Consider the following 22,779-nt stretch of genomic DNA (forward strand, 5'->3'; position numbering starts at 1 on the left):
TGACGGCCCGGCCGATTGGTTGTCCTGGCCATGCCCTGGGTTTCCCTCGCGTTCACCCGGGGCGGCCGCGGAGCCGGTCGAGACCCGGAACGGCCCCGCCGCGGCCTCCGAGCCGGTCGAGACCTAGAACGGCTCGAAGTCGTCGTACTCCTTCTCCGACTCGTCCCGCTCCGCCTGGCGGTCCCGGCGGCGCTGGGCGGCGGGGCGCGGGGCCTCGAAGCGGTGGTCCTCACCGCGGCGGCCCAGCATCTCGGCGCCGGCCATGACGGTGGGCTCCCAGTCGAAGACGACCGCGTTCTCCTCGGGGCCGATCGCGACGCCGTCGCCGGAGCGGGCGCCCGCCTTCATCAGCTTCTCCTCGACACCGAGGCGCGCGAGCCGGTCGGCGAGGTAGCCGACGGCCTCGTCGTTGTTGAAGTCGGTCTGGCGCACCCAGCGCTCGGGCTTCTCGCCGCGCACGCGGTAGAGGCCGTCCTCCTCCTGCACCACGGTGAAGCCGGCGTCGTCGACCGCCTTCGGGCGGATGACGATCCGGGTCGCCTCCTCCTTGGGCTTCGCGGCCCGGGACTGCGCGACCAGCTCGGCGAGCGCGAAGGACAGCTCCTTCAGGCCCATGTGGGCGACCGCGGACACCTCGAAGACGCGGTAGCCGCGCGACTCCAGGTCGGGGCGGACCATCTCCGCGAGGTCCTTGCCGTCCGGCACGTCGATCTTGTTGAGGACGACCATGCGCGGACGGTTGTCCAGACCGCCGTACTGCTTGAGCTCCTCCTCGATGATGTCGAGGTCGGAGATCGGGTCGCGCTCGGACTCCAGGGTGGCGGTGTCCAGGACGTGCACGAGCACGCTGCACCGCTCCACGTGGCGCAGGAACTCCAGGCCGAGGCCCTTGCCCTGGCTCGCACCGGGGATGAGGCCGGGCACGTCGGCGATGGTGTAGACGGTCTCGCCCGCGGTCACCACGCCCAGGTTCGGGACGAGGGTCGTGAAGGGGTAGTCCGCGATCTTCGGCTTGGCGGCGGACAGGACCGAGATGAGCGAGGACTTGCCGGCGCTCGGGTAGCCGACGAGAGCCACGTCGGCGACGGTCTTCAGCTCCAGGACGATGTCCTGCATGCCTCCGGGCACGCCGAGCAGCGCGAAGCCCGGCGCCTTGCGGCGGGCCGAGGCCAGCGCCGCGTTGCCGAGGCCGCCGCGGCCGCCCTCGGCGGCGACGTACGAGGTGCCCTGGCCGACGAGGTCCGCGAGGACGTTGCCCGCCTTGTCGAGCACGACCGTGCCGTCCGGCACGGGCAGGACCAGGTCCTGGCCGTCCTTGCCGGAGCGGTTGCCGCCCTCGCCGGGCTTGCCGCTGGTGGCCTTGCGGTGCGGTGAGTGGTGATAGTCGAGCAGCGTGGTGACGGACTGGTCGACGACCAGGATCACGTCACCGCCACGGCCACCGTTGCCGCCGTCCGGGCCGCCGAGCGGCTTGAACTTCTCCCGGTGTACGGAGGCACAGCCGTGACCTCCGCTACCCGCGGCGACGTGCAGCTCGACGCGGTCCACGAAGGTGGTCATGTGGGGTGCCTCCAGCACTTCGGTTACATCGGTTACTTCAGTGCGTACGTACTTCGGATACTTCAGTACGTACGGGAATGTCTCTTGCGTAACACGCGAAAGGCGGACCCGCTTCCCGTGGGGGAAGTGAGGTCCGCCTCGCGAAGAACTTCGGTTCTACGGAGCCTGGGCCCCGAGGCCTTCGATCCGGTCCGCGTGGAACCGGATCAGCCTCGACGGGAGTGGATCAGGCGACCGGAACGATGTTCACGACCTTGCGGCCGCGGTGCGTGCCGAACTCGACCGCACCGGCGGCCAGCGCGAACAGCGTGTCGTCCTTGCCACGGCCGACGCTGACGCCGGGGTGGAAGTGGGTGCCACGCTGGCGGACCAGGATCTCACCGGCGTTGACGGTCTGACCGCCGAAGCGCTTCACACCGAGCCGCTGAGCGTTGGAGTCGCGACCGTTCCGAGTGGACGATGCGCCCTTCTTGTGTGCCATGTCTCAGTCCCTACCCTTACTTCGCAGCCGCGGGGATCTCAGTGACCTTGATCGCCGTGTACTGCTGGCGGTGGCCCTGACGACGGCGGTAGCCGGTCTTGTTCTTGTAGCGAAGGATGTCGATCTTGACGCCCTTGTGGTGGTCCACGACCTCGGCCTGGACCTTGATGCCGGCAAGGACCCAGGGGTCGCTCGTCACGGCTTCGCCGTCGACAACGAGCAGGGTCGAGAGCTCGACCGTGTCGCCAACCTTGGCGGTGGAAATCTTGTCAACCTCAACGATGTCGCCGACAGCAACCTTGTGCTGGCGACCACCGCTGCGCACGATGGCGTACACGCGGATCTCTCTTTCGCTCGGAACGGAACCCCGCAGTCCAGCCGACCGGGAATGAACACGGAAGGCCTCTCCCGGTCACCGGGGTGTCCGAGAGGAAGAGGTTTACGGGGTGCGGCGCGTCAGGGGACACGCCGACGGTCAAGGTTACGGGGCCACGACCGAAAGGGTCAAACCAGGCCGGGCCCCGCGAGTGTGCCACCGGTCACGCGCGATCCCCGGCCCGCGTGTCGAGCGGGCCGGGGATCGTGCGGGAGCCTCAGCTCTCGTCGGTGGAGGCCGTGACGGTGGAGAGCGTCTGCTCGGCCGCCGCGGTCTTCTTCGCCGTGGACTTGGCGGCCGTCTTCTTCGTGGTCGCCTTCTTGGCCGTGGTCTTCTTCGCGGCCGTCTTCTTGGCGGCGACGGTCTTCTTGGTGGCGGCCTTCTTCGCCGTCACCTTCTTGGCCGTCTTGCGGGCCGCGGCCTTCTTGGCGGCCGGCGCCTCGGCGTCGGCCTCGGCGGCCTCCGGCCCGGCGGACTCGGACTCGGCGACCGGCTCCGCGGCGGCCGACGGGACGACCACGACGGCCGCCTCCTCGGACGCGGTGGGCGCGGTGGCCTTGCGCACGGCACGACGGCGCGGACGGGCCGGCGCGGCGCTCGCGGCGGGGGCCTCGGCCACCGGCTCGGGCGCCGTCTCCGTCTCGTCGGCACTCTGCGCGGGGGCCTCGGCGACGGGCGCGGCGACCGGCTCCGTGACCGTCACGACGGCCTCCTCGGCCGACTTGGGCGAACCGGCCGGCGCCGACACCTTGCGGGTCGCACGACGGCGCGTACGGCCCTGGGGAGCGGCCTCGGCCTCCGCCACGGGGGCCTCGACGGTCTCGACGGTCTCGGCCGGAGCCTCGGCGACCGGCTGCTCGGCGGCGGGCGCCTCGACGACCGGGTCCTCCGCCGCGAACGGCTCGGCCTCGGCGGCCTCACGGGACCGCGCGGCGGCACGCTCGGCCCGCTCCTCGCGCCTCGTGCGGGGAGCGCGCTCCTCGGTGCGCGGCGCACCGGCCGGAGCGGACGCGCGGCGGGAGGCACGGCGACGCGAACGGCCACGGGTGACCGCGGCCTCCGCCTCGGCGGCGCTGCCGTAGAACTCCTCGTCCGGCTGGAACTCGGTGTCGGCCACGGCGACCGGCGCGGCGACCTCGGCGGCCACCTCGGCCTCCGTCTCGGCCTCGGGCTCCTCGGCCGTCTCGTGGGTGAGCTCGTGGTCGTGGTCGTGCTCGTGGGTCTGCTCGGCACCGCCGCGGCCGCGCTTCTTGCGCTTGCCGCCACCGCCGATGGACGTCGGCTGCTCCATGTGCACGATGACACCGCGGCCGTTGCAGTGGACACAGGTCTCGGAGAAGGACTCCAGCAGACCCTGGCCGACCCGCTTGCGGGTCATCTGCACGAGGCCCAGCGAGGTCACCTCGGCCACCTGGTGCTTCGTACGGTCGCGGCCCAGGCATTCGAGCAGGCGCCGCAGCACCAGGTCGCGGTTGGACTCCAGGACCATGTCGATGAAGTCGATGACGACGATGCCGCCCAGGTCGCGCAGCCGGAGCTGACGCACGATCTCCTCGGCCGCCTCCAGGTTGTTCCTGGTGACGGTCTCCTCGAGGTTGCCGCCCTGGCCGGTGAACTTTCCGGTGTTGACGTCGACCACGATCATGGCCTCGGTCTTGTCGATCACCAGCGAGCCGCCGCTGGGCAGCCAGACCTTGCGGTCCAGCGCCTTCATGAGCTGCTCGTCGATCCGGTACGTCGCGAAGACGTCGACCTCGGAGGTCCACTTCGACAGCCGGTCGGTCAGGTCGGGCGCCACGTGCGAGACGTAGCCGTGGATGGTCTCCCACGCCTCGTCGCCGCTGACGATGACCTTGGAGAAGTCCTCGTTGAAGATGTCGCGGACGACACGGACGGTCATGTCCGGCTCGCCGTAGAGCAGGGTCGGGGCGTTGCCGCTCTTCGCCTTCTTCTGGATGTCCTCCCACTGCGCCTGCAGACGCTCGACGTCACGGCGCAGCTCGTCCTCGCTCGCGCCCTCGGCGGCGGTGCGCACGATGACGCCCGCGTCCTCGGGGACGATCTTCTTGAGGATGGTCTTCAGACGCGCGCGCTCGGTGTCGGGCAGTTTGCGGCTGATGCCGGTCATCGAGCCCTCGGGCACGTACACCAGGTAGCGGCCCGGGAGGGAGACCTGGCTGGTCAGACGGGCACCCTTGTGGCCGATCGGGTCCTTGGTGACCTGCACGAGGACCGACTGGCCGGACTTGAGGGCGGACTCGATGCGGCGCGGCCCGTTGGCCATGCCGAGCGCCTCGAAGTTGACCTCACCGGCGTAGAGCACCGCGTTGCGGCCCTTGCCGATGTCGATGAAGGCTGCCTCCATCGACGGCAGCACGTTCTGGACCTTGCCCAGGTAGACGTTGCCGACGTACGAGGTCGCCTGCTCCTTGTTGACGTAGTGCTCGACGAGCACGTTGTCCTCGAGGACGCCGATCTGGGTGCGCTCGCCGCTCTGGCGGACGACCATCACGCGCTCGACGGCCTCGCGGCGGGCCAGGAACTCGGCCTCGGTGATGATCGGGACGCGGCGGCGGCCCTGCTCGCGGCCCTCGCGGCGGCGCTGCTTCTTCGCCTCCAGGCGCGTCGAGCCCTTGATGGACTGCACCTCGTCCGAGGGCGCCTCCTCGCGCCTGCCGCGCGGCTCGCGGACCTTGACGACGGTGCGCTCGGGGTCGTTCTCGCCGGGCTGCTCGGCCTCGCCGCCGGAGTCACCGGCGCGACGGCGACGGCGACGACGGCGACGGCTGCTGCTGGAGCCGCCCGACTCCTCGCGCTCCTCCGCCTCCTCGGCGTCCTCCTCGGCCTGCTCCGCGGCGTCCTCGGCGTCCTGCGCGGCCTGCTCGGCGGCGATGTCGTCCTCGCCGGCCTCGCTGTCCGCGTCCGACTCGGCGGACTCGCCGCGGCGACGGCGACGGCCACCGCGACGACGACGGCGGCGGGAGCCCGCGGACTCCTCCTCGCCCTCGTCACCCTCGACGGCGTCCTCCACGTCCTCGGCGTCCTCGGCGGATTCCGCGTCCTCGGCGGACTCGGCCTCCTCGACGGACGCCTGCGGCTCCTCGGTCACGGCCTGCGGCTCGTCCTCGAAGCCACGGCGGCGACGGCGCCTGCGGCCGGCCGGCTGCTCCTGCGCGGTCTCGACGGGCTCGGGGGCCTCAGCGGCCTCGGCCGCCTCCGCGGCGGCCGCGGCGGCGGCGCGCTCGGGCGTCTGGAACATCGGCTCGGTGAAGACCGGCGCCTGGAACACGGCGACGGCGGGACGGGCGGGGCGCCCCGAGGACTCCTCGGTGTCCTTCTGGGCGGGCGCGGAGAAACCGACGGCGGCCTTGCGGGTGGCGCGGCGACGGGCGCGGCGCGGGCCGCCCTCCTCCGTCTGCGCGGCCTCGGCCTGCCGGGCTTCCGGTGCCTCGGTCTGCGCGGCCTCGGCCTCGACGGCCTCCGTCCGCGCCGGCTCCTCGGGCTTGCTCTCGCTGCTCACGGGCGCCTCCACACGCTCGTCGGCGGTGTCGCCCTCGGGCGCACCGGCGGGCGCGGTGGCCCTGCGGGTGGCGCGACGGCGGGTCGTGCGACGCGGGGCGGCTTCCTCGGCGACGGGCTCGGCGGCGGGTGCCTCGGGCTCGGCCTCGGCGGGTACGGCCACCGGCTCCGCGGCACTCGTGGCGACCTCGGCGGTCTCGGCCGCGGCGGGCGCACCGGCGGGTGCGGAGGCGCGGCGGGTGGCGCGGCGGCGCGTACGGCCGGCGGGCGCGCTCTCCTCGGCCGCGGCCGGGGTCTCCTCGACGGGCCGGCTCTCGGGCTCGGCGACGGCGGCGGGCTCGACGGTCTCGGCCTGCGCGGGCTCGGCCTGCGCGGTCTGGGCCGCGGCGGGCGCACCGGCGGGTGCGGAGGCACGGCGGGTGGCGCGACGGCGGGTCGTGCGACGCGGAGCGGCGTCCTCGGTCCCGGCGGGGGCCTCGACGGGGGCTTCCGGGGTCTCCTCGACCGCGGCCGCCTCGGCGGCCTCCTCGGTCTCGTCCGTCTCCTCGGCCTCGACATCGGCGGAGGTCACGGACCCGGCGGGGGTCTCCCCCGCCACGAGGTCGGCGGACGCCACGGCCGGTATGGCCGGCGCGGTGGTCTCGGCCGCAGCCTCGGAGGCGGCGACCGGCGGACCGGCGGGGCGCGACGCTGCGCGGCGGCGGCGCCGCGGCGGCAGGGTGTCGCTGGGGGTGTTGTTGTTTTCGGAACCCTCGGTGGGTTCGGTCGGCTCGAGCATGCGGGTGGATCTCCCGTCAGGCTCCCGGGCGCCGCGCCTGGTCCGGCGAATGCCGGTGACGTCCGCGGCTCGCGCGTTGCGCGGTGCCGCCGTCCGGGGCGCGGGCGCCGCACGGGAGCTCTCTGTGTCCTGTCTCGCCGGTTCCGTACGCCATGTGTGCGTACGGCCTGGCGAAAGTCTTAAGGTCGGTGCGCCGCCCGACCCAGGTGGCTCCCGGATACGAGGGCTGCGCTACGACAACGGTCCTTACGCGGGACCTTCCTTACGCCGACGCCTTCGCGGCGGCAGCTTCGGCGGCCCCTGTGCGATCGGCTGGGGCGGCTGCGACTGCCTCGCGGTCGGGCGCGAGCGGGTCGGTCACCGTGCCGGTCTCTTCATCGAACAGCCCCTGCGCCAGCCTGGTCACCGCAGCGGCGACCGGCGGCGCCAGGTCGGCCACGGCGCGAAGACCGGACAGGACGTCGTCGGGTCGAACGGCAGGCGTCACGTGCCGAACAACCAGCCGCAGTATCGCACAGGGCTGGTCGGTCGGCCTATCAGCCTGTGGACTGTGCGTCTCGAGGGTCGTCCCCAGGCTCGCCACGGCACTGCGGGCGTCGAACGTCCGCATGCCGTTCTTGGTCCTGCGGCTGACCTCCACGGTCTCGGCCGCGTTGAAGGCCTCCACCGCGCGCTCCGCTTCCGCCGGGTCCACGCCGTCGAGGCGCATCTCCCACACGGAGGCGGTGAGCCGGTCGGCGAGACCCGAGACGCGGGCCTCGACCGCCTCGGTGATGTCGAGCCCCTGGGGCATCGACTCGTCGAGGAGCTCGCGCAGCTTCTCGGGGTCGCGCCGGTCCGTGAGCGCGATCTCCAGATACTCCGCCTCGCTGCCCGTGCCGGTGGGTGCGGCATTGGCGTACGACACCTTCGGATGCGGCGTGAACCCTGCCGAGTACGCCATGGGTACGGCGGCACGGCGCAGGGCACGCTCGAAGGCGCGCTGGAAGTCACGGTGGCTGGTGAACCGGAGGCGGCCGCGCTTGGTGTAGCGCAGTCGGATGCGCTGCACCGCGGGTGCGGGCGGCGGGCCTTCGGGCTGTCGCTTGCCCAGTGTCGCTCAGTCCTTCATGAGTGCGGTCGTACTGCTACCAAGAGTACGTGTCTCACCGCCCGCCGGTTCCCGCCGGGCGACCGGCTGTGGTTCCGGGGGCGTCCCGAAGAGCATCCGCCGGAAGTCGGCGCGGGCCTGCCGGGCGCTGTCCCGGGCGGATTCCAGCGCCTGCCGCGCCGTCCGCCGGATCCCGCGCGCCACCTCGGCGGCGGGCCTCAGCACCAGATCGCGCACGGCGTGCCCGACCGGTGTCAGCACGGTCCGGTACACCCAGCGGACCGGCTCCACGAAGGTCCAGCGGAAAAGTCGCGCGAGGAACCGTCCGACGGCGCGCGAGACGTACCCGGCGATCCGCCACGCGTGCCCGAGGGCCTCTCCGACCTCCCGGGCCACGACGGCGAGGGCCCGCCCCACGGGGACCAGGACCCAGCGCCACAGGGCGAGAGCGGGAAGGACGAGCAGGACGCGGGCGGTCCAGTACAGCGCGGCGCCGATGCACAGGAGGACCGTCCGTACGATCCGCACGAACCCCTCGGCGAGGAAGGCGATCGCCCTGCCGACGGGGGTGAGGACCCAGGTGTACAGCCACAGGGCGGGGACCACCAGCAGGTACCGCACCAGCCAGGCGACCACGGCGTACACCCCGTACGCGACGGCCGCGAGGACCATGCCGACGCCCTTGAGCAACCGGGCGACGGCCCGTCCGACCGGCGTGAGCAGCCGCGCGTACACCCAGCCGCACACGGCCTCGACAGCGCCGAGGACCCGATCGAGTGCGGTCAGGACGCCCCCGACGGACCACATGAACGCGGCCAGGGCCGCCCTGAACACCAGGGCGAGCAGGGCACCGGTCCTCCGGGCCGTCCAGGCGAGGGCGTGCCCGACCGGCGTCAGGACCGCGCGGTACAGCCAGACCGCCGGTACGACCAGCAGCACGTGCCCGAGCCGGGCCAGTGCTCCGCCGACGGGGCGGAGGACGTGACGCCACAGCGCCACCCAGGGCCACACGAACAGCGCCCGCGCCACCCATCCGAGGGCCAGCCCGAGAGCGCGCCCCAGCGGCCGGAGCAGCGTGTCCCGAAGAAACCTTCCGGCGACGACGAGCGCGTCCCACACCATCCGTACCGGCACGACGAGGACGAGCACGACGATCCGCACCGGGAGGCGGATCGCGACGACGAGACACCCCTCGGCCTGCGTGCCGGGCCGGCCGACGGCCTGCTCACCGTGCCGGGCGGCGGACGGCGGGCCGGGCTGCGCGGCGGACGGTTTTTCCAGATCCATACCTGCCTAGACGCAGCGGTCACCACAATGGATGCGACAAGTCCGCACCTCCGTGGCGCGCCCCGGCCGCGCCGCCTTCCGGCGGCTACCTCTCGCTCTCTCCCGACGGCGCCGGACCGCCGGGAGCCGAGCCCGGTTCACGGCACCCGATCGGCCGCAGTAAGTCCAACCCCGAACTACCGGGCGACAGTTGAGCAAGATCCATCAGGTGGCCCCTAATTGGGCTGATCTGATGATGTGTAGGGCGCGTTTCCATGGAATGCGCCGGTCCCACCGGCGTCCACGGTCAAGCTCGCGATCGGCTTCAGGGAAATCCACCGATCGGCGAGGAGCACCCCCTTATGAATCCTGAGTCCCGGACCGCGCACCTGCTGGGCCCTCCGGCCCGCCGCCGGTTCAAGAAGGCGGGTGTGGTCGCCTCGCTGGCGCTGGTGATGGCGTCGGGAGTGGTCGGCCCCGCGACACCGGCGGACCTGACCGCGTCCGACCGTACGGCCGCGGCCCCGGACGGCGGATGCAGACCGCGCGACCTGGACGACCGGGCCCCGGCGAGCGGACACCCCGAGAACGGGAGGGGGTGCCGAGGCCCCCGGGGCCCGAGAGGCGCGCCCGGCCCCGCCGGTCCCCAGGGTCCACGCGGAGAGACCGGGGCCACCGGAGCCACCGGCCCCCGGGGCGAGGCCGGCCCGACGGGTCCGACCGGCCCCTGCGTCGGGATCGACGCCGCGCAGGAGGCGGAGGACTTCGAGATCCGCCTCGCGCTGACCGGCGGACGGACGTACGCGGGCATCCGCGACCAGCGGACCGGCGAGAAGCAGACCTTCCTGTGGACCGACCTCACCGCCCGTCCCGACTATCCCGCGGGCGGCGCGGCCGGCCTGCCCTGCGACGTCGCCGTCAACGCGCACAACCGGTCCACCACGGTGAGGCGCGTCAAGTTCGACGTCATCACCACCACCGGCCAGATCTGGGAAGCGGCCTGCGTCGCGTTCACCACCACGCACCCCGCGACGCTGAACTGCGCCGACCGCTCGGGCCGCCCCAAGGCCTGGATCCTGGTCTCCCGCCAGCCGGTGCCCGACGCCCTCAACGGCGGCGTATGACCGGCCCGCGGAGGCGTGCCCGAGGACTCCGAGGGTCCCCGGAACGTCCGGCCCGCACGACGAAGCCGCCCACCCGGAGGTCCCGGGGCGGGCGGCTCGGTCCGAGCGTTCAGAGATCGGAGTCGGTGGCGGCGACGTAGCGTCCTGGGCCGCTGGACGACACCGGCCGGGGCCGGCGGCGGGATTCGAACCCGCGTCGCTCTCTTTGCAGGAGAAGTAGCCGCAACCTGCGCACCTGAACGACGTCAACAGTAACGTCGGCCGACGGTCCGGGCATACGAATATGGCGGGCGGCGCTACGCCACGTCGGCGCTCGAGGACGAGCGGTCCGGCATTCCGGGCTCGGTGTCCAGCGCCTCGCGGTTGAACATCAGCAGGCCGGCGAAGAACAGCCCGCCCACCACGATCAGGCCCACGACGATCAGCGAGGGAACCAGCGCCTCGGACGGCGAGATCAGCATGACCAGGGACGCCACCGTCCAGACCAGGGCGCAGATCGCGACCGGCAGCTCGAACCGCCCCAGGTCGAAGGCACCCTTGTTGCGGTCCAGCCGGCGGCGCACCGAGAGATACAGGACGATCGTGGCGCCGTAGACGAGCGCCGGAATGATCGTGCTCGCGGTGATGAGCTGGATCAGCGCGTCACCCGGCAGCGCGACCATCAGGGCGACCCCGACGACCAGGATCAGGACGGTCGCGGGGATCGGCGTACGGGTGCGCGGGTTGACGCGGCGCATCACCTGGTGGGCGGGGAACCGCCCGTCACGCGCCATCGCGAAGACGATCCGCGAGCACGAGGCCATCACCACCGTCCCGGCGCCGAAGAACGCGACCGCGATCGCCGCCAGCAGCACCTTCTCCATCCCCGGCCCCAACCGGTCACGCATGATCACCGCGACCGGTGACTCACTCGCGGTGACCCCCGGGATGTCCTCGATCGCCACCGTGAGACAGATCAGGAACGCCATCCCGAGCACACCGGCGGCGACGACCGACGCCACGATCGCGCGCGGGACGCTGCGGAAGGGATCCTTCGCCTCCTCGGCGAGGTTCGCGGCGGAGTCGAAGCCCACGAGCGTGGCGAGGCCCATGATCATCGCGATCATCAGCCCGCCGCCGAGATCGAAGTAGTGGGGGGCGTGCTCGGTGACGCCGCGTGAGGTGAGGTTGCCGAGGGAGCCTCGGCCGGTGACCGCGACGACGATGGCGAGTACGAGCGCCACGACCACGACCAAGGTCAGCTCCAGCCCGACCGCGGCCGAGTTGATCAGGCTGACGATGCGGGTGGACGCCACCACGATCACGGTCTGGATCAGCAGGATCACCAGCGTGATCACACGAGCGGTGCCCTCGTCCGGGTCCATGCCGACGAGCGGCATGAGCGCCTGGCTCGCGAGCGCGTTGGCGATCGCCGCCACCGCGATCGCCAGATAGCAGAAGGTCAGCCAGCCGAATCCCCACCCGACCCTGGGGTTGGCCAGCCGCGAGGCCCACTGGTACGACGAGCCGCTGAGCGCGATGCGCCCGGCGAGCTGCGCCACCACCAGCGCGACCAGCACCTGTCCCACCGTCGCCACGACCCACAGCCAGATCCCGACCGGGCCCGCGTGCTGGAGCACGTCGTCGTAGGTGGACAAGATGCCGACCGCCACCGAGATGAACGCGAACGAGATCGCGAACACCTGAAAGGATCCGAGCGTCCGCTTCAGCTCCGGCCGATAACCCCCGAGGACAGCGGAGTCCTCGGTTTCCTCCGAACTCGGCGAAGCTGCTTCCACCACGTCGGTACCCGCCTTCGGTGCGCGGCGGGGGCGTACCCGCCGGATCGGTGTTTCCGCTCGGTCACCGGGGAACCCGGTGGTGAGATGCCGCGGAGGTGCTGCCATGAGTGCCGGAGAACGGGCCAGGGCGAAGGCCGAACAGGTCGTGGGAAAGACCGTGCGGAAGGCGGCCCACGCGATGCACAAGGAGACCCTCGCGGCGAAAGGCGCCGCTCTGGAGACACGGGGCAGGCTGCGCGGTACGAAGGAGCGGGCCAAGGACTCCTTCAAGCCGTGACAGGACCCGGCACGGACCCGGCGTGGAAGTGGCCCTCACTCCAACTCCCTGTCCATGAGGCCCGGGGTGGCCAGTCGGAGAATCTACGGTCCGAGCGTCGCCCTCCGACGAAGCGACATGACGAGTTCAGCCATTAGGCCCCCGAACCGGCCCAGGTCAGGGGCCGTACGAGCCGGTCGACCGAACCGGTCGAGTGAACCGGTCGAGCGAACTGGTCGAGCGGCCCCTGCCGTCGGTTCGGGGCGTGGTCGAGGACGCCCGCGCGGCGGCGGATCAGGGACGTCGGCGCGGCGGCGGATCAGGCGGGCTTCCCGTCCCTGGACGTCTCCGCCTGGAGCTTCTCCGCGCGTTCACGCGGGTCGTACCCGGGGCCGACGCCCTCGACCAGGACGAGGTCCCCGTCGATGTGGTCGGCGCGCAGCCTGAGGATCTCCTGATATCCGGGGGACTCGTACCAGGCGCGGGCCTCGGCCAGGCCGGGGAACTCGATCAGGACCATGGTCCCCGGCCAGTCGCCCTCCACGACCGCCGTCGGCGGACCGTGGATCAGGAAGCGGCCGTGGAACGGGTCGAGGGTGCCCTGGATCCTCCTGAGGTACTCGAGGATGTCCGGGTGATGACGGCGGTCGCGCAGATGCGCGAACCCGTAGGCGGGCATGTCCGGCTCCTTCATTCGTTGCGGCGGGACGGTCGTCCAGGCAGGACAGTCGTCCAGGCAGGACGGTCGATCCCGGTAGGACAGTCGTCCCGGTAGGGGATTCGTTGTCGCGCGTTCCGGTACGACGCCGCAAACGTAGCCAGGGCGGTCCGGCGCCGCGATTACCTCGGAGGTAGGCACCGCCGCCACCGATGAGTTCCGTCGGCCGGCCCGGTCTACCAAGACGTACGCCATCGAGCCACCGACTGGAGAGCCACCATGACGACTCCCGCACACCCCGGCCGCATGCTGTTCCTCAACATCCCCGTGACCGACCTCGAGCGCAGCAAGGCGTTCTTCGCCAAGCTCGGGTTCGCCTTCAACCCGAAGTTCACCGACGACACCGCCGCCTGCATGCTGGTCGGCGAGGACGCCTTCGTCATGCTGCTCACCCGCGAGAAGTTCGCGGAGTTCGCGAAGCTGCCGATGGCCGATCCCACGACGCACACGCTGGCGCTGTACTGCTTCAGCGCCGCGTCCCGCGACGAGGTCGACGCGGTCAGTGCCGCCGCGCTCGCGGCGGGCGGCACCGAGGTGGACGGGGCCGAGGACTACGGCTTCATGTACTCACGCAGCTTCTACGACCTCGACGGCCACGGCTGGCAGGTCATGTGGATGGATCCGGCGGCGGCCGAACAGGGCCCCGAGGCGTTCGCGGCCTCCGCGCAGGAAGCCGACACCCCGGCCTGACCCACCGCGCTCCCCACGTACGCCGTCGTCGTGACGCCCGGCCGTCGGCCCAGGAGCCCCCCCCACCGCACGGGGGCCTCTCGGGCCGGCGGCCGGGTGGCCTGGCGCGCCGACCCGTAACACGACCGTCCCTACAGGAGTGCCATGTCCACCATCCAGCCTGTGATCATCACTGCCGACCAGGACGTGCTGGTCGCCTTCTATACGAAGCTGTTCGGCGCCGAGCAGATCTTCCGGGTACCGGAAGAGGGCCCGGCCTTCTACCTCGGCCTGCGTATCGGCGACACCGACCTCGGGCTGGTGACCAAGGAGAGCGCGGAGACCGACGCGGGAGCGGCACCGCGGATCCTGCTCAGCATCGGTGTCGACGACGTCGACGAGACGCTCGGCCGGGTGACGGCACTGGGCGGCTCGGTCAGCGGCGGTCCCAACGACATGCCGTGGGGGCAGCGCGTCGCCCACATCAAGGACCCCGACGGCAACCCGGTGAACCTCACCCAGCCGATCCCGGCCGGCTGACGCCGCCCGTGCCGCGCCTCGCCACCAGGGTCGAAGGTCCTTCTCCGGCAGCGGTCCGGCGGACCGGAGTAGTGCGCCTGCAGTAGGCCGGATTGTCGGCAGCCGCACGACGACGGAACGCCGCTGGTCTTGGAGTCTTGTGGAAGATTCCCGAGACCAGATGTGGAGATCCCCTGTCATGGCGTCCTTCCTCTACCGGCTGGGCCAGACGGCCTTCCGGAAGCGCCGCTGGGTCCTGTTGCTGTGGGTGGCCGTCGTGGCCGTCGTCGGCTTCAAGGGCCTGACGGCCACCGCCGGCTCCGACGACTCGTCATCGATGCCGGGAATCGAGTCCCAGAAGGCCTTCGACCTCATCGACCAGCGCTTCCCCGGCAGCGCGGCCGACGGGGCGAGCGAGCGCATCGTCTTCGTCGCGCCGGACGGACAGAAGGTCACGGCCGCCGACAACCGCGAGGCCATCGAGAAGACGGTCACCGATGCCGCCGCCGGTGACCAGGTCGCGAGCGCGGTGAACCCGTTCCAGGCGAACGCGGTCAGCAAGGACGGCAGCACGGCCTACGCCACGGTCACCTACAAGGTGACGGCCAAGGACATCACGGACGGCAGCAAGAGCGAGCTCCAGCAGGCGCTGAGTGACGCGCGGCAGGCCGGCCTCACCGTCGAGACCGGCGGCAACGCCCTGGCCGCGCAGACCGAGGCCGGCGGTGTGGGCGAGGCGGCGGGTGTGCTGGTGGCCGCGCTCGTCCTGCTGGTGACCTTCGGATCCATGGCGGCGGCCGGACTGCCCCTGCTGACGGCCGTCATCGGCGTGGCCACCAGCATGCTCGCCATCACGGCCCTGAGCAGTGCCTTCGGTCTGTCGTCCTCGACGGGAACCCTGGCCACCATGCTGGGCCTCGCGGTCGGCATCGACTACGCGATGTTCATCGTCTCCCGGTACAGGGAGGAGCGAGGCAGGGGCCACACGCCGCGGGAGGCGGCCGGCCGGGCCGTCGGCACCGCGGGCTCCGCCGTCGTCTTCGCCGGGCTCACCGTCGTCGTCGCCCTCGCGGGACTGTCGATCGTCGGCGTCCCCATGCTGACCAAGATGGGGCTCGCGGCCGCCGGAGCGGTCCTGCTGTCCGTGGTCATCGCGCTGACCCTGGTTCCCGCGCTGCTCGGGTTCTGGCCGAACGCGGTCCTGCCCCGACGCCTGCGCCGCCTGAACCGCAAGGCCGGCCGCGCCGGCGAGGTCGCCGACACCGGCCGGGTCGGCAACGGCGGCAGGGCCGGCAACTCCGGCAGCGCCGACGCGACGCTCCTCGCGACCGCCGCCCGTCCGGCGGCCGGGGCCAGTGAATCGAAGTGGGCCCGCTTCGTGCTGCGCCGCCCGCTGCCGGTCCTCCTGTTGTCCGTCGTCGGACTCGGAGCACTCGCCCTGCCGGTGACCGATCTGCAGTTGGGCACCTCCGGCGACGAGGCCAAGTCCACCGCCACCACCGAGCGGCGTGCCTACGACGCCCTCGCGGACGGTTTCGGCCCCGGCTTCAACGGCCCGCTGACCATCGTGGTCGACGCCCAGGGCGCCCCCGACGCGGCGGGAGCCGTCGACACCGTCGCGAAGAAGATCGCCTCGACGGACGGCGTGGTCTCCGTGTCCAAGCCGCGCTTCAACGAAGCCGGGGACACCGCGATCATCTCCGCCACACCGTCCACCTCGCCCACCAGCGAGGCGACCAAGAACCTCGTCCACACCATCCGCGGCGAGCGCCCGGGGCTGGAATCGGCGACGGACGCGACGTTCCAGGTCACCGGGACGACGGCGGCCAACATCGACGTCGCGCAGAAGATGCAGAGCGCGCTGATCCCCTACCTGGCCGTCGTGGTCGGGCTGGCCTTCCTGCTCCTGCTGATCGTCTTCCGATCGGTGCTGGTCCCCGTCAAGGCGGCCGTCGGGTTCCTGCTGTCCGTCCTGGCCTCGCTGGGCGCGGTCGTCGCGGTGTTCCAGTGGGGCTGGGCCGCCGACCTCCTCGGCGTGGACTCGACCGGCCCGATCATGAGCATGATGCCGATCTTCCTCGTCGGCATCGTCTTCGGCCTGGCCATGGACTACCAGGTCTTCCTCGTGTCCCGCATGCGAGAGGCCTACGTCCACGGACAGACCCCGGGCCGGGCCATGGTCACCGGGTTCGGTCACAGCGCACGCGTCGTCGTCGCGGCGGCGCTGATCATGATGAGCGTGTTCTCCGGCTTCATCACCGCCGGGGAGTCCATGATCAAGATGATCGGCTTCGGGCTCGCCATCGCCGTCCTCTTCGACGCCTTCGTCATCCGCATGGCCTTCGTACCGGCCGTCCTGGCCCTCCTAGGCCACCGCGCCTGGTGGCTGCCCCGATGGCTCGACCGCATGCTCCCGCGCGTGGACATCGAAGGGGAGGCGCTCACCCGGCACGACACCCCCTCGGCACAGCCCGACGAGAAGCCACGGGAAACCGCCGGAGTCTGAGCACACCCCGGTGAAGGCCGCCCGACGACACCAGGCGGAGCACACCCCGGTGAGGGCCGCCGCATGTCACCAAGCGGAGCACACCCCGGTGAGGGCCGCCCGATGTCATCAGGCGGCCCTCACCGGCCTTCACCGGCGGATGCCCCACCATGGACCCGACAGCCACCGCAACCGGAGACCGCGATGCCCAGCGCCGCCCGCCGCTTTGCCCTCAACCACCCGCACGTCATGGACGCGGTACTGCTGACCTGCGTACTCGCCTGCGTGGTCTCGGCGAGCTTCTTCGGCACGTGGGACGTACGGGAACCGATCCCCTGGTGGCCGGGGCTGATCCTGGGCGTCATCGCCACCGCCGCCCTGCTGTGGCGCCGGACCCGCCCTCGTACGGTCGTCGTCGTCACCGGCGTCTGCGCCATCGCCGCGGTGAGTGTCGGCTACCTCACCACCATGCTTCTGCTGGCCCCCGTCATGGTGGCGCTGTTCTGGCTCGCGCTTCTTGACGAGCGCCGCACCGCCCACCTCTACGGCCTCGGCGTGGTCGTGGTCATGGTCCCCATCGCGATCGTGCAGGCACCCCGCTACGCCAGCTTCATCATCGTGACGCTGAACCCGGCTCTCGCCCTGCTCCTCCCCGTCGCCTGGGGCTCCGCCCTGCGGCTGCGCCGCGCGTTCACCGACTCGCTGCGGGCCCGTGCCGAACACGCGGAACACACCCGCGAGGAGGAAGCGCTGCGCCGGGTGGCGGAGGAGCGGGTACGCATCGCCCGTGAACTCCACGACGTCGTGGCCCACCACCTCACGCTCGCCAACGCCCAGGCGGTCACCGCCGCGCACCTCATCCGCGACGACCCCCGGCAGGCGGAGCAACTGATCACCGGCCTGAGCGGCACGACCGCCACCGCCCTGCGCGAACTGAAGGCGACGGTGGGGCTGTTGCGCCGCCCCGAGGACTCCGACTCACCGCTCCAGCCGGCCCCGAAACTCGAGCAGCTCCCCACCATGGTGGCGGCCCTCGCGACCACGGGGCTGGACGTCGCCGTCACGTCCGAGGGAGAGACCCGGCCGCTCTCCCCCGCCGTGGACCTGACCGCCTATCGGATCATCCAGGAGGCCCTGACCAACGTCTCCAAGCACGCCGGCACCCCCACGGCGCAGGTGACACTGACCTACACGGACGAGGTGCTGAGAATCGAGATCAGCAACGAGCGAGGACACCCGACCCCGACCGCCGCGACGTCCGTGGACTCCGGGTTCGGACTCATCAGCATGCGCGAACGCGCTCTGTCCGCCGGAGGCCGTTTCACCGCGGGCCCCCGCCCCGACGGCGGCTACACAGCCACCGCCGAACTCCCCCTCCACTTCTGATCTCCGCTTCTGACCCTCGTGTCTGATGCCCACCCGCTGATCTCGACCACCGATCTCAACCCCTGATGTCCTCTGATGTCCACCACTGATCCGGGAACCCCATGACCATCCGAGTGCTCCTCGCCGACGATCACGCCCTTCTCAGGGACACCTTCCGCATCCTGATCAACTCCGCCGAGGATCTGGAGGTCGTCGGGGAGGCGTCCGACGGCGCGGAGGCCGTCGCCCTCGCCGGGACCCTCCGCCCCGACATCGTGATCATGGACATCCGCATGCCCGGCACCGACGGCCTGACCGCCACGACGGCCATCTGCGCCGACCCCGCCCTCTCGGACGTCCGCACCCTCATCCTGACCACGTTCGAGACCGACGAGTACGTCGCCCGCGCGCTGCGCGCCGGAGCCAGCGGGTTCCTCGGCAAGGACGTCACAGCCGACGCCCTCCTCGGCGCCATCCGTACGGTCGCGGACGGCGACGCCCTCCTGTCCCCCGCCGCCACCAAGATGCTCGTCAGCCGCTTTCTGGTCACACCCGAACCGGCCTCCGACACGGAACTGCCGGACCAGATCAGCTCCCTCACCGCACGCGAACGCGAAGTCATGATCATGGCCGCCCGCGGCATGTCCAACACGGACATCGCCGACACCCTCTGCCTCAGCCCGTTGACCGTCCGCACCCACGTCCAGCGCGCCATGACCAAGCTCCACGCCCGCGACCGGGCCCAACTGGTCGTCGCCGCCTACCAGTCAGGCCTCGTCCAGTCCGGCCCACCCACCACGCCGTGACTCCGCCCCCTCACCACCGGGAGGCCTCACCGGCTCAGATCGCGTCCACCTGCCAGGCGATCACGCCGGTCGATCCCTTGGCCCCGTCGACATCGATGTGCACCCGCTTCCCCGCCGTGATCCGCTGCTGGACCACCGACTGATCACACGGCACCTGGGTCTCCGCGCCGGCGCTCGCCGGTACGAAGGCCAGCCGGGCACTGCCACCACCGAAACAGACCAGGCTGAGCCTGTACGTCCGGCCCTCACTCAGGCTGGGCTCGGTATGGATCCCGTCCCCCACCCGCTCGACCCCGGCCTCGACCATCGCCCCGCTGTGCACGGCGGCGAGGGCCGCCTGGGCCTGCTCGGTGAGCTCCTTCTCGGACGCCTCGTCCGTCGTACGAGACGCGCGTGACGCGCGTGACGCGGAGGACGACGGCGGGGCGTTGACGCCTTCCCCTTCACCACCGCCGGAGCCGCCGCACGAAGCGACAAGGAACACCGACGCCGCCACGCCGCAAACGGCAAGGGAGAACCGGGAGTTGGAATAAGTCATGCCGAAGTCTCCCAGCCCTGCCATCCAGTCTCAGACGTCGGTGTGCCATGCTCCCCCCTCCGGAACCGGAGGGCCGAATCGTGAGTTCGTACATGGCCGCGTTGCTCGGCTCGATGGCGGTGCTTGTCGCCTGCGGGGCGGTCGCCACGCTTGGCCGGGGCTGGCTGCCACCGTGGCTGCGCGGCCGGATCGTCCGCCCGGCTCTCTTCGGTTGGGCGCAGCTCGCCATGACGACCGCACTCGCCGCCCAGTTGGTCGGAGGCCTGCTGATCACATCGCAGGACGTCCGCTTCACGGTGACGATGTCCGGAGCCATGGTGATGCTGCTCGCCACGGGGTTGATCGGGTTGGCTCAGCTTCGCCGTTGAGCCGTCGAACGGTTGAGCCGCTGACCGCTGATCCGCCGGGGGATGCGACAGCCGCCACCGGTGGCCGGTCCGACGGCTCAGTAGTGACAGAGCAGGTCGAGCACGACGGCGTCACCGTCGAGGCCGTCGAGATAGCGGTTGGCCCGTTCCCAGTAGCCGTCCGTGTCCGCGTCCGTCCACGAGCCGTCGAGCCCGACCAGGGCGAAGCCGGGCACGGCGCACCGGACCGACCCGAGCCGGGCTTCCTCGTGTTCCTGCGCGAAGTAGGCGACCGGGTCGTTGACCAGGAACGACATGTCGAAGTGCGGGTCGCCCGCGACGGCCCTCTGGGCCACCTCCTGCACCAGCGGCTGGGCCAGGTGCTCCCTCCTGGCGTCCGACGGGGAGTAGCTCTCGGGATCCGCCTCGTGGCGATCGAGGAAGTCGGTGAGCGGGCGGGCCGCCGGGTGTATCGCGGTCAGCTCGGTCCAGGCGGTGAGCAGGGCGTCATGAGCGCGCCCCGCCCGTTCCCGCATACCGTCGAAGTCGAGCAGCCCCCGGGGCCCTCCGTAGCATTCCAGCGGCCCAAGGCGATCGAGCTTGGCCTTCCGGCGCGGCACGGTCGAGGCGGTGACGAGGCGGCGGTCCCCGTCGTGCCGAGGCAGTACGAGATAGGCGTTGCCCGGGGCGGAGTGGATGGCCCACCAGTCCCAGTGGCCGACCGGATTCCAGTCCTGGGTGAGGTTGGCGTCGTAGGGCGCCAGGGCGGCGGCCACAGCCTGCGGGATCTTGCGGGGCGCGGTCGGCGGCAGACACACGGTGGCGTAGAACTTGGTCATGCCCGGGAGCGTAAGCCCCCGGATTTCCCCCGCTCATCCGACCCTCACCTCATCGGATCACCGCCTCGACGCGCCGGCCACCCGCCGGGGCATCGGCAGCGTCCAGCCCACGAACTCACCTGCATCCGGACGCCGACGAGCCCCCCTCGTCGATGAGAAGGGGGGCTCGCGAGACTCACGTCAGTGAGAGTGACCCGTGGCCGCCGGTGTCGGACCTGCGTTCTTGACCGTCAGCGGCAGCAGCTTCTGGCCGGTGGGGCCGATCTGGATGTGGGTGTCCATCTGCGGGCACACCCCGCAGTCGAAGCACGGGGTCCAGCGGCAGTCCTCGACCTCTGTCTCGTCCAGGGAGTCCTGCCAGTCCTCCCAGAGCCAGTCCTTGTCGAGGCCCGAGTCCAGGTGGTCCCAGGGCAGGACCTCCTCGTAGGTGCGCTCGCGGGTGGTGTACCAGTCGACGTCGACGCCGAAGGGGGCGAGGGCCTTGTCGGCGCAGGCCATCCAGCGGTCGTACGAGAAGTGCTCGCGCCAGCCGTCGAAGCGGCCGCCGTCCTCGTAGACCGCGCGGATGACGGAGCCGATGCGGCGGTCGCCGCGCGAGAGCAGGCCCTCGACGATGCCGGGCTTGCCGTCGTGGTAGCGGAAGCCGATCGAGCGGCCGTACTTCTTGTCGCCGCGGATCTTGTCGCGGAGCTTCTCCAGGCGGGCGTCCGTGTCCGCGGCGGAGAGCTGCGGGGCCCACTGGAAGGGGGTGTGCGGCTTGGGGACGAACCCGCCGATGGACACCGTGCAGCGGATGTCGTTCTGGCCGGAGACCTTGCGGCCCTCGGCGATCACGTTCATCGCCATGTCGGCGATCTGCATGACGTCCTCGTCCGTCTCCGTCGGCAGGCCGCACATGAAGTACAGCTTCACCTGGCGCCAGCCGTTGCCGTAGGCGGTGGAGACGGTCCGGATCAGGTCCTCTTCCGAGACCATCTTGTTGATGACCTTGCGCATGCGCTCGGAGCCGCCCTCGGGGGCGAAGGTCAGGCCCGAACGCCGGCCGTTGCGGGTCAGCTCGTTGGCGAGGTCGACGTTGAAGGCGTCCACGCGGGTCGACGGGAGGGAGAGGCCGATCTTGTCTTCCTCGTACCGGTCGGCCAGGCCCTTGGCGATGTCGCCGATCTCCGAGTGGTCCGCCGAGGAGAGCGACAGCAGGCCCACCTCCTCGAAGCCCGTCGCCTTCAGGCCCTTCTCGACCATCTCACCGATGCCCGTGATGGAACGCTCGCGCACCGGACGGGTGATCATGCCCGCCTGGCAGAAGCGGCAGCCGCGGGTGCAGCCGCGGAAGATCTCCACGGACATGCGCTCGTGGACCGTCTCGGCCAGGGGCACGAGGGGCTGCTTCGGGTAGGGCCACTCGTCCAGGTCCATCACCGTGTGCTTGGACACGCGCCACGGGACGCCGGACTTGTTCGGGACCACGCGGCCGATCCGGCCGTCGGGGAGGTACTCGACGTCGTAGAAGGCGGGGATGTAGACGCTGCCCGTCTTCGCGAGGCGGAACAGCACCTCCTCGCGGCCTCCGGGGCGGCCCTCGGCCTTCCAGGCGCGGATGATCTCCGTCATGTCGAGCACGGCCTGCTCGCCGTCACCGATGATCGCCGCGTCGATGAAGTCGGCGATCGGCTCGGGGTTGAAGGCAGCGTGTCCGCCCGCGAGGACGATCGGGTCGTCGAGCGTGCGGTTCTTCGACTCCAGGGGGATGCCGGCCAGGTCCAGGGCCGTGAGCATGTTCGTGTAGCCCAGCTCCGTGGAGAAGGACAGGCCGAACACGTCGAAGGCCTTCACGGGGCGGTGGCTGTCCACGGTGAACTGCGGGACCCGGTGCTCGCGCATCAGCTCCTCGAGGTCCGGCCAGACGCTGTACGTGCGCTCGGCGAGGACGCCTTCGCGCTCGTTCAGCACCTCGTACAGGATCATGACGCCCTGGTTGGGCAGGCCGACCTCGTAGGCGTCGGGGTACATCAGGGCCCAGCGGACGTCACACGACTCCCAGGGCTTGACCGTGGAGTTGAGCTCTCCGCCGACGTACTGGATCGGCTTCTGCACATGCGGGAGCAGAGCTTCGAGCTGTGGGAAGACCGACACGGCGGTTTCGGCAGGCATCTCGCGAACCTTCGTGAGCTGATGGGGGTGACCATCTAGCGTAACGCGGCCGGAGGGGCCCGCCGCACCGCCGGACGGACACCGGACCCCGCGGCCGGACGAAAGCCCGAG

19 protein-coding genes and 1 tRNA gene are annotated in these 22,779 nt (G+C 71.4%); 8 read left to right on the top strand and 12 right to left on the bottom strand.

Translation table 11 applies throughout. The annotated features are described in order from the left end of the window. Positions 1-123: 123 nt before the first annotated feature. From obgE to ACFRIC_RS10605, 6 genes are all read right to left on the bottom strand, one after another. A complete protein-coding gene (obgE, locus tag ACFRIC_RS10580; protein WP_382782479.1) occupies positions 124-1,560 on the bottom strand; it encodes a GTPase ObgE in 1,437 nt (478 codons plus the stop codon). A 226-nt stretch (positions 1,561-1,786) separates the two neighbouring features. Continuing rightward, positions 1,787-2,041 carry a 50S ribosomal protein L27 gene (rpmA, locus tag ACFRIC_RS10585; RefSeq protein WP_037618784.1) on the bottom strand — a complete coding sequence of 85 codons (255 nt, stop codon included), beginning with the start codon at positions 2,039-2,041 and terminating at the stop codon, positions 1,787-1,789. Between the two features lie 16 nt (positions 2,042-2,057). Further along, a complete protein-coding gene (gene rplU / locus ACFRIC_RS10590; protein ID WP_030601628.1) occupies positions 2,058-2,378 on the bottom strand; it encodes a 50S ribosomal protein L21 in 321 nt (106 codons plus the stop codon). Between the two features lie 256 nt (positions 2,379-2,634). After that, the gene (locus ACFRIC_RS10595) at positions 2,635-6,714 is read right to left on the bottom strand and encodes a ribonuclease E/G (protein WP_382782484.1); all 4,080 of its coding nucleotides are present in this window, start codon (positions 6,712-6,714) and stop codon (positions 2,635-2,637) included. A 262-nt stretch (positions 6,715-6,976) separates the two neighbouring features. Continuing rightward, complete coding sequence (locus tag ACFRIC_RS10600; RefSeq protein WP_382782487.1) at positions 6,977-7,765, bottom strand: TIGR03936 family radical SAM-associated protein; 789 nt, start codon at positions 7,763-7,765, stop codon at positions 6,977-6,979. A gap of 48 nt (positions 7,766-7,813) precedes the next feature. Next, the gene (locus ACFRIC_RS10605) at positions 7,814-9,091 is read right to left on the bottom strand and encodes a hypothetical protein (protein WP_382782490.1); all 1,278 of its coding nucleotides are present in this window, start codon (positions 9,089-9,091) and stop codon (positions 7,814-7,816) included. Positions 9,092-9,432: 341 nt separating this feature from the next. On the opposite strand from ACFRIC_RS10605, the gene ACFRIC_RS10610 reads away from it, so the two are divergent. After that, complete coding sequence (locus tag ACFRIC_RS10610; RefSeq protein ID WP_382782493.1) at positions 9,433-10,194, top strand: hypothetical protein; 762 nt, start codon at positions 9,433-9,435, stop codon at positions 10,192-10,194. A 170-nt stretch (positions 10,195-10,364) separates the two neighbouring features. On the opposite strand, the gene ACFRIC_RS10615 is transcribed toward ACFRIC_RS10610, so the two are convergent. Together ACFRIC_RS10615 and ACFRIC_RS10620 are read right to left on the bottom strand one after the other, a co-directional pair. After that, positions 10,365-10,505 (bottom strand) — tRNA-Cys (locus ACFRIC_RS10615). Then, a complete protein-coding gene (locus ACFRIC_RS10620; protein ID WP_382782496.1) occupies positions 10,491-11,975 on the bottom strand; it encodes an APC family permease in 1,485 nt (494 codons plus the stop codon). Before ACFRIC_RS10620 ends, ACFRIC_RS10615 begins: the two co-directional genes overlap by 15 nt. A gap of 103 nt (positions 11,976-12,078) precedes the next feature. On the opposite strand from ACFRIC_RS10620, the gene ACFRIC_RS10625 reads away from it, so the two are divergent. Beyond that, a complete protein-coding gene (locus tag ACFRIC_RS10625) occupies positions 12,079-12,252 on the top strand; it encodes a hypothetical protein (RefSeq protein ID WP_382782498.1) in 174 nt (57 codons plus the stop codon). Between the two features lie 298 nt (positions 12,253-12,550). On the opposite strand, the gene ACFRIC_RS10630 is transcribed toward ACFRIC_RS10625, so the two are convergent. After that, positions 12,551-12,910, bottom strand: coding sequence for a DUF1330 domain-containing protein (locus ACFRIC_RS10630; RefSeq protein WP_382782501.1), 360 nt, complete (start codon positions 12,908-12,910; stop codon positions 12,551-12,553). Positions 12,911-13,168: 258 nt separating this feature from the next. On the opposite strand from ACFRIC_RS10630, the gene ACFRIC_RS10635 reads away from it, so the two are divergent. The 5 genes from ACFRIC_RS10635 to ACFRIC_RS10655 all read left to right on the top strand — a co-directional run bounded on the left by ACFRIC_RS10635 (position 13,169) and on the right by ACFRIC_RS10655 (position 18,793). Beyond that, positions 13,169-13,639, top strand: coding sequence for a VOC family protein (locus ACFRIC_RS10635; RefSeq protein WP_382782504.1), 471 nt, complete (start codon positions 13,169-13,171; stop codon positions 13,637-13,639). A 144-nt stretch (positions 13,640-13,783) separates the two neighbouring features. Next, the gene (locus ACFRIC_RS10640; RefSeq protein ID WP_382782508.1) at positions 13,784-14,158 is read left to right on the top strand and encodes a VOC family protein; all 375 of its coding nucleotides are present in this window, start codon (positions 13,784-13,786) and stop codon (positions 14,156-14,158) included. Between the two features lie 178 nt (positions 14,159-14,336). After that, positions 14,337-16,643, top strand: coding sequence for an MMPL family transporter (locus tag ACFRIC_RS10645; protein WP_382782511.1), 2,307 nt, complete (start codon positions 14,337-14,339; stop codon positions 16,641-16,643). Positions 16,644-16,826: 183 nt separating this feature from the next. Continuing rightward, complete coding sequence (locus tag ACFRIC_RS10650) at positions 16,827-18,008, top strand: sensor histidine kinase (protein WP_382782514.1); 1,182 nt, start codon at positions 16,827-16,829, stop codon at positions 18,006-18,008. 101 nt (positions 18,009-18,109) lie between these two features. After that, the gene (locus ACFRIC_RS10655) at positions 18,110-18,793 is read left to right on the top strand and encodes a response regulator (RefSeq protein ID WP_382782517.1); all 684 of its coding nucleotides are present in this window, start codon (positions 18,110-18,112) and stop codon (positions 18,791-18,793) included. Between the two features lie 34 nt (positions 18,794-18,827). On the opposite strand, the gene ACFRIC_RS10660 is transcribed toward ACFRIC_RS10655, so the two are convergent. Continuing rightward, positions 18,828-19,331 (bottom strand): hypothetical protein, encoded by a 504-nt coding sequence (locus ACFRIC_RS10660; RefSeq protein WP_382782520.1) that lies wholly within the window; start codon positions 19,329-19,331, stop codon positions 18,828-18,830. 80 nt (positions 19,332-19,411) lie between these two features. Here ACFRIC_RS10660 and ACFRIC_RS10665 point away from each other — a divergent pair, with 80 nt between their 5' ends. Further along, the gene (locus ACFRIC_RS10665) at positions 19,412-19,699 is read left to right on the top strand and encodes a hypothetical protein (RefSeq protein ID WP_382782523.1); all 288 of its coding nucleotides are present in this window, start codon (positions 19,412-19,414) and stop codon (positions 19,697-19,699) included. Positions 19,700-19,776: 77 nt separating this feature from the next. Here the strand turns inward: ACFRIC_RS10665 and ACFRIC_RS10670 are convergent, their stop codons facing one another. After that, positions 19,777-20,517 (bottom strand): hypothetical protein, encoded by a 741-nt coding sequence (locus tag ACFRIC_RS10670; protein ID WP_382782526.1) that lies wholly within the window; start codon positions 20,515-20,517, stop codon positions 19,777-19,779. 180 nt (positions 20,518-20,697) lie between these two features. Beyond that, positions 20,698-22,668, bottom strand: a complete 1,971-nt coding sequence (locus ACFRIC_RS10675) for a TIGR03960 family B12-binding radical SAM protein (protein ID WP_382782529.1) — start codon at positions 22,666-22,668, stop codon at positions 20,698-20,700. Positions 22,669-22,779 lie beyond the last annotated feature (111 nt).

Source organism: Streptomyces sp. NPDC056738, assembly GCF_042790435.1.
Classification (GTDB): domain Bacteria; phylum Actinomycetota; class Actinomycetes; order Streptomycetales; family Streptomycetaceae; genus Streptomyces.

What these genes read in the sequence shown, in the direction of transcription:
- obgE (WP_382782479.1), bottom strand. Translation starts at nt 1,560, where the DNA reads ATGACCACCTTCGTGGACCGCGTCGAGCTGCACGTCGCCGCGGGTAGC.
- rpmA (WP_037618784.1), bottom strand. Translation starts at nt 2,041, where the DNA reads ATGGCACACAAGAAGGGCGCATCGTCCACTCGGAACGGTCGCGACTCC.
- ACFRIC_RS10595 (WP_382782484.1), bottom strand. Translation starts at nt 6,714, where the DNA reads ATGCTCGAGCCGACCGAACCCACCGAGGGTTCCGAAAACAACAACACC.
- ACFRIC_RS10605 (WP_382782490.1), bottom strand. Translation starts at nt 9,091, where the DNA reads ATGGATCTGGAAAAACCGTCCGCCGCGCAGCCCGGCCCGCCGTCCGCC.
- ACFRIC_RS10610 (WP_382782493.1), top strand. Translation starts at nt 9,433, where the DNA reads ATGAATCCTGAGTCCCGGACCGCGCACCTGCTGGGCCCTCCGGCCCGC.
- ACFRIC_RS10625 (WP_382782498.1), top strand. Translation starts at nt 12,079, where the DNA reads ATGAGTGCCGGAGAACGGGCCAGGGCGAAGGCCGAACAGGTCGTGGGA.
- ACFRIC_RS10630 (WP_382782501.1), bottom strand. Translation starts at nt 12,910, where the DNA reads ATGCCCGCCTACGGGTTCGCGCATCTGCGCGACCGCCGTCATCACCCG.
- ACFRIC_RS10635 (WP_382782504.1), top strand. Translation starts at nt 13,169, where the DNA reads ATGACGACTCCCGCACACCCCGGCCGCATGCTGTTCCTCAACATCCCC.
- ACFRIC_RS10640 (WP_382782508.1), top strand. Translation starts at nt 13,784, where the DNA reads ATGTCCACCATCCAGCCTGTGATCATCACTGCCGACCAGGACGTGCTG.
- ACFRIC_RS10645 (WP_382782511.1), top strand. Translation starts at nt 14,337, where the DNA reads ATGGCGTCCTTCCTCTACCGGCTGGGCCAGACGGCCTTCCGGAAGCGC.
- ACFRIC_RS10650 (WP_382782514.1), top strand. Translation starts at nt 16,827, where the DNA reads ATGCCCAGCGCCGCCCGCCGCTTTGCCCTCAACCACCCGCACGTCATG.
- ACFRIC_RS10655 (WP_382782517.1), top strand. Translation starts at nt 18,110, where the DNA reads ATGACCATCCGAGTGCTCCTCGCCGACGATCACGCCCTTCTCAGGGAC.
- ACFRIC_RS10660 (WP_382782520.1), bottom strand. Translation starts at nt 19,331, where the DNA reads ATGACTTATTCCAACTCCCGGTTCTCCCTTGCCGTTTGCGGCGTGGCG.
- ACFRIC_RS10670 (WP_382782526.1), bottom strand. Translation starts at nt 20,517, where the DNA reads ATGACCAAGTTCTACGCCACCGTGTGTCTGCCGCCGACCGCGCCCCGC.
- ACFRIC_RS10675 (WP_382782529.1), bottom strand. Translation starts at nt 22,668, where the DNA reads ATGCCTGCCGAAACCGCCGTGTCGGTCTTCCCACAGCTCGAAGCTCTG.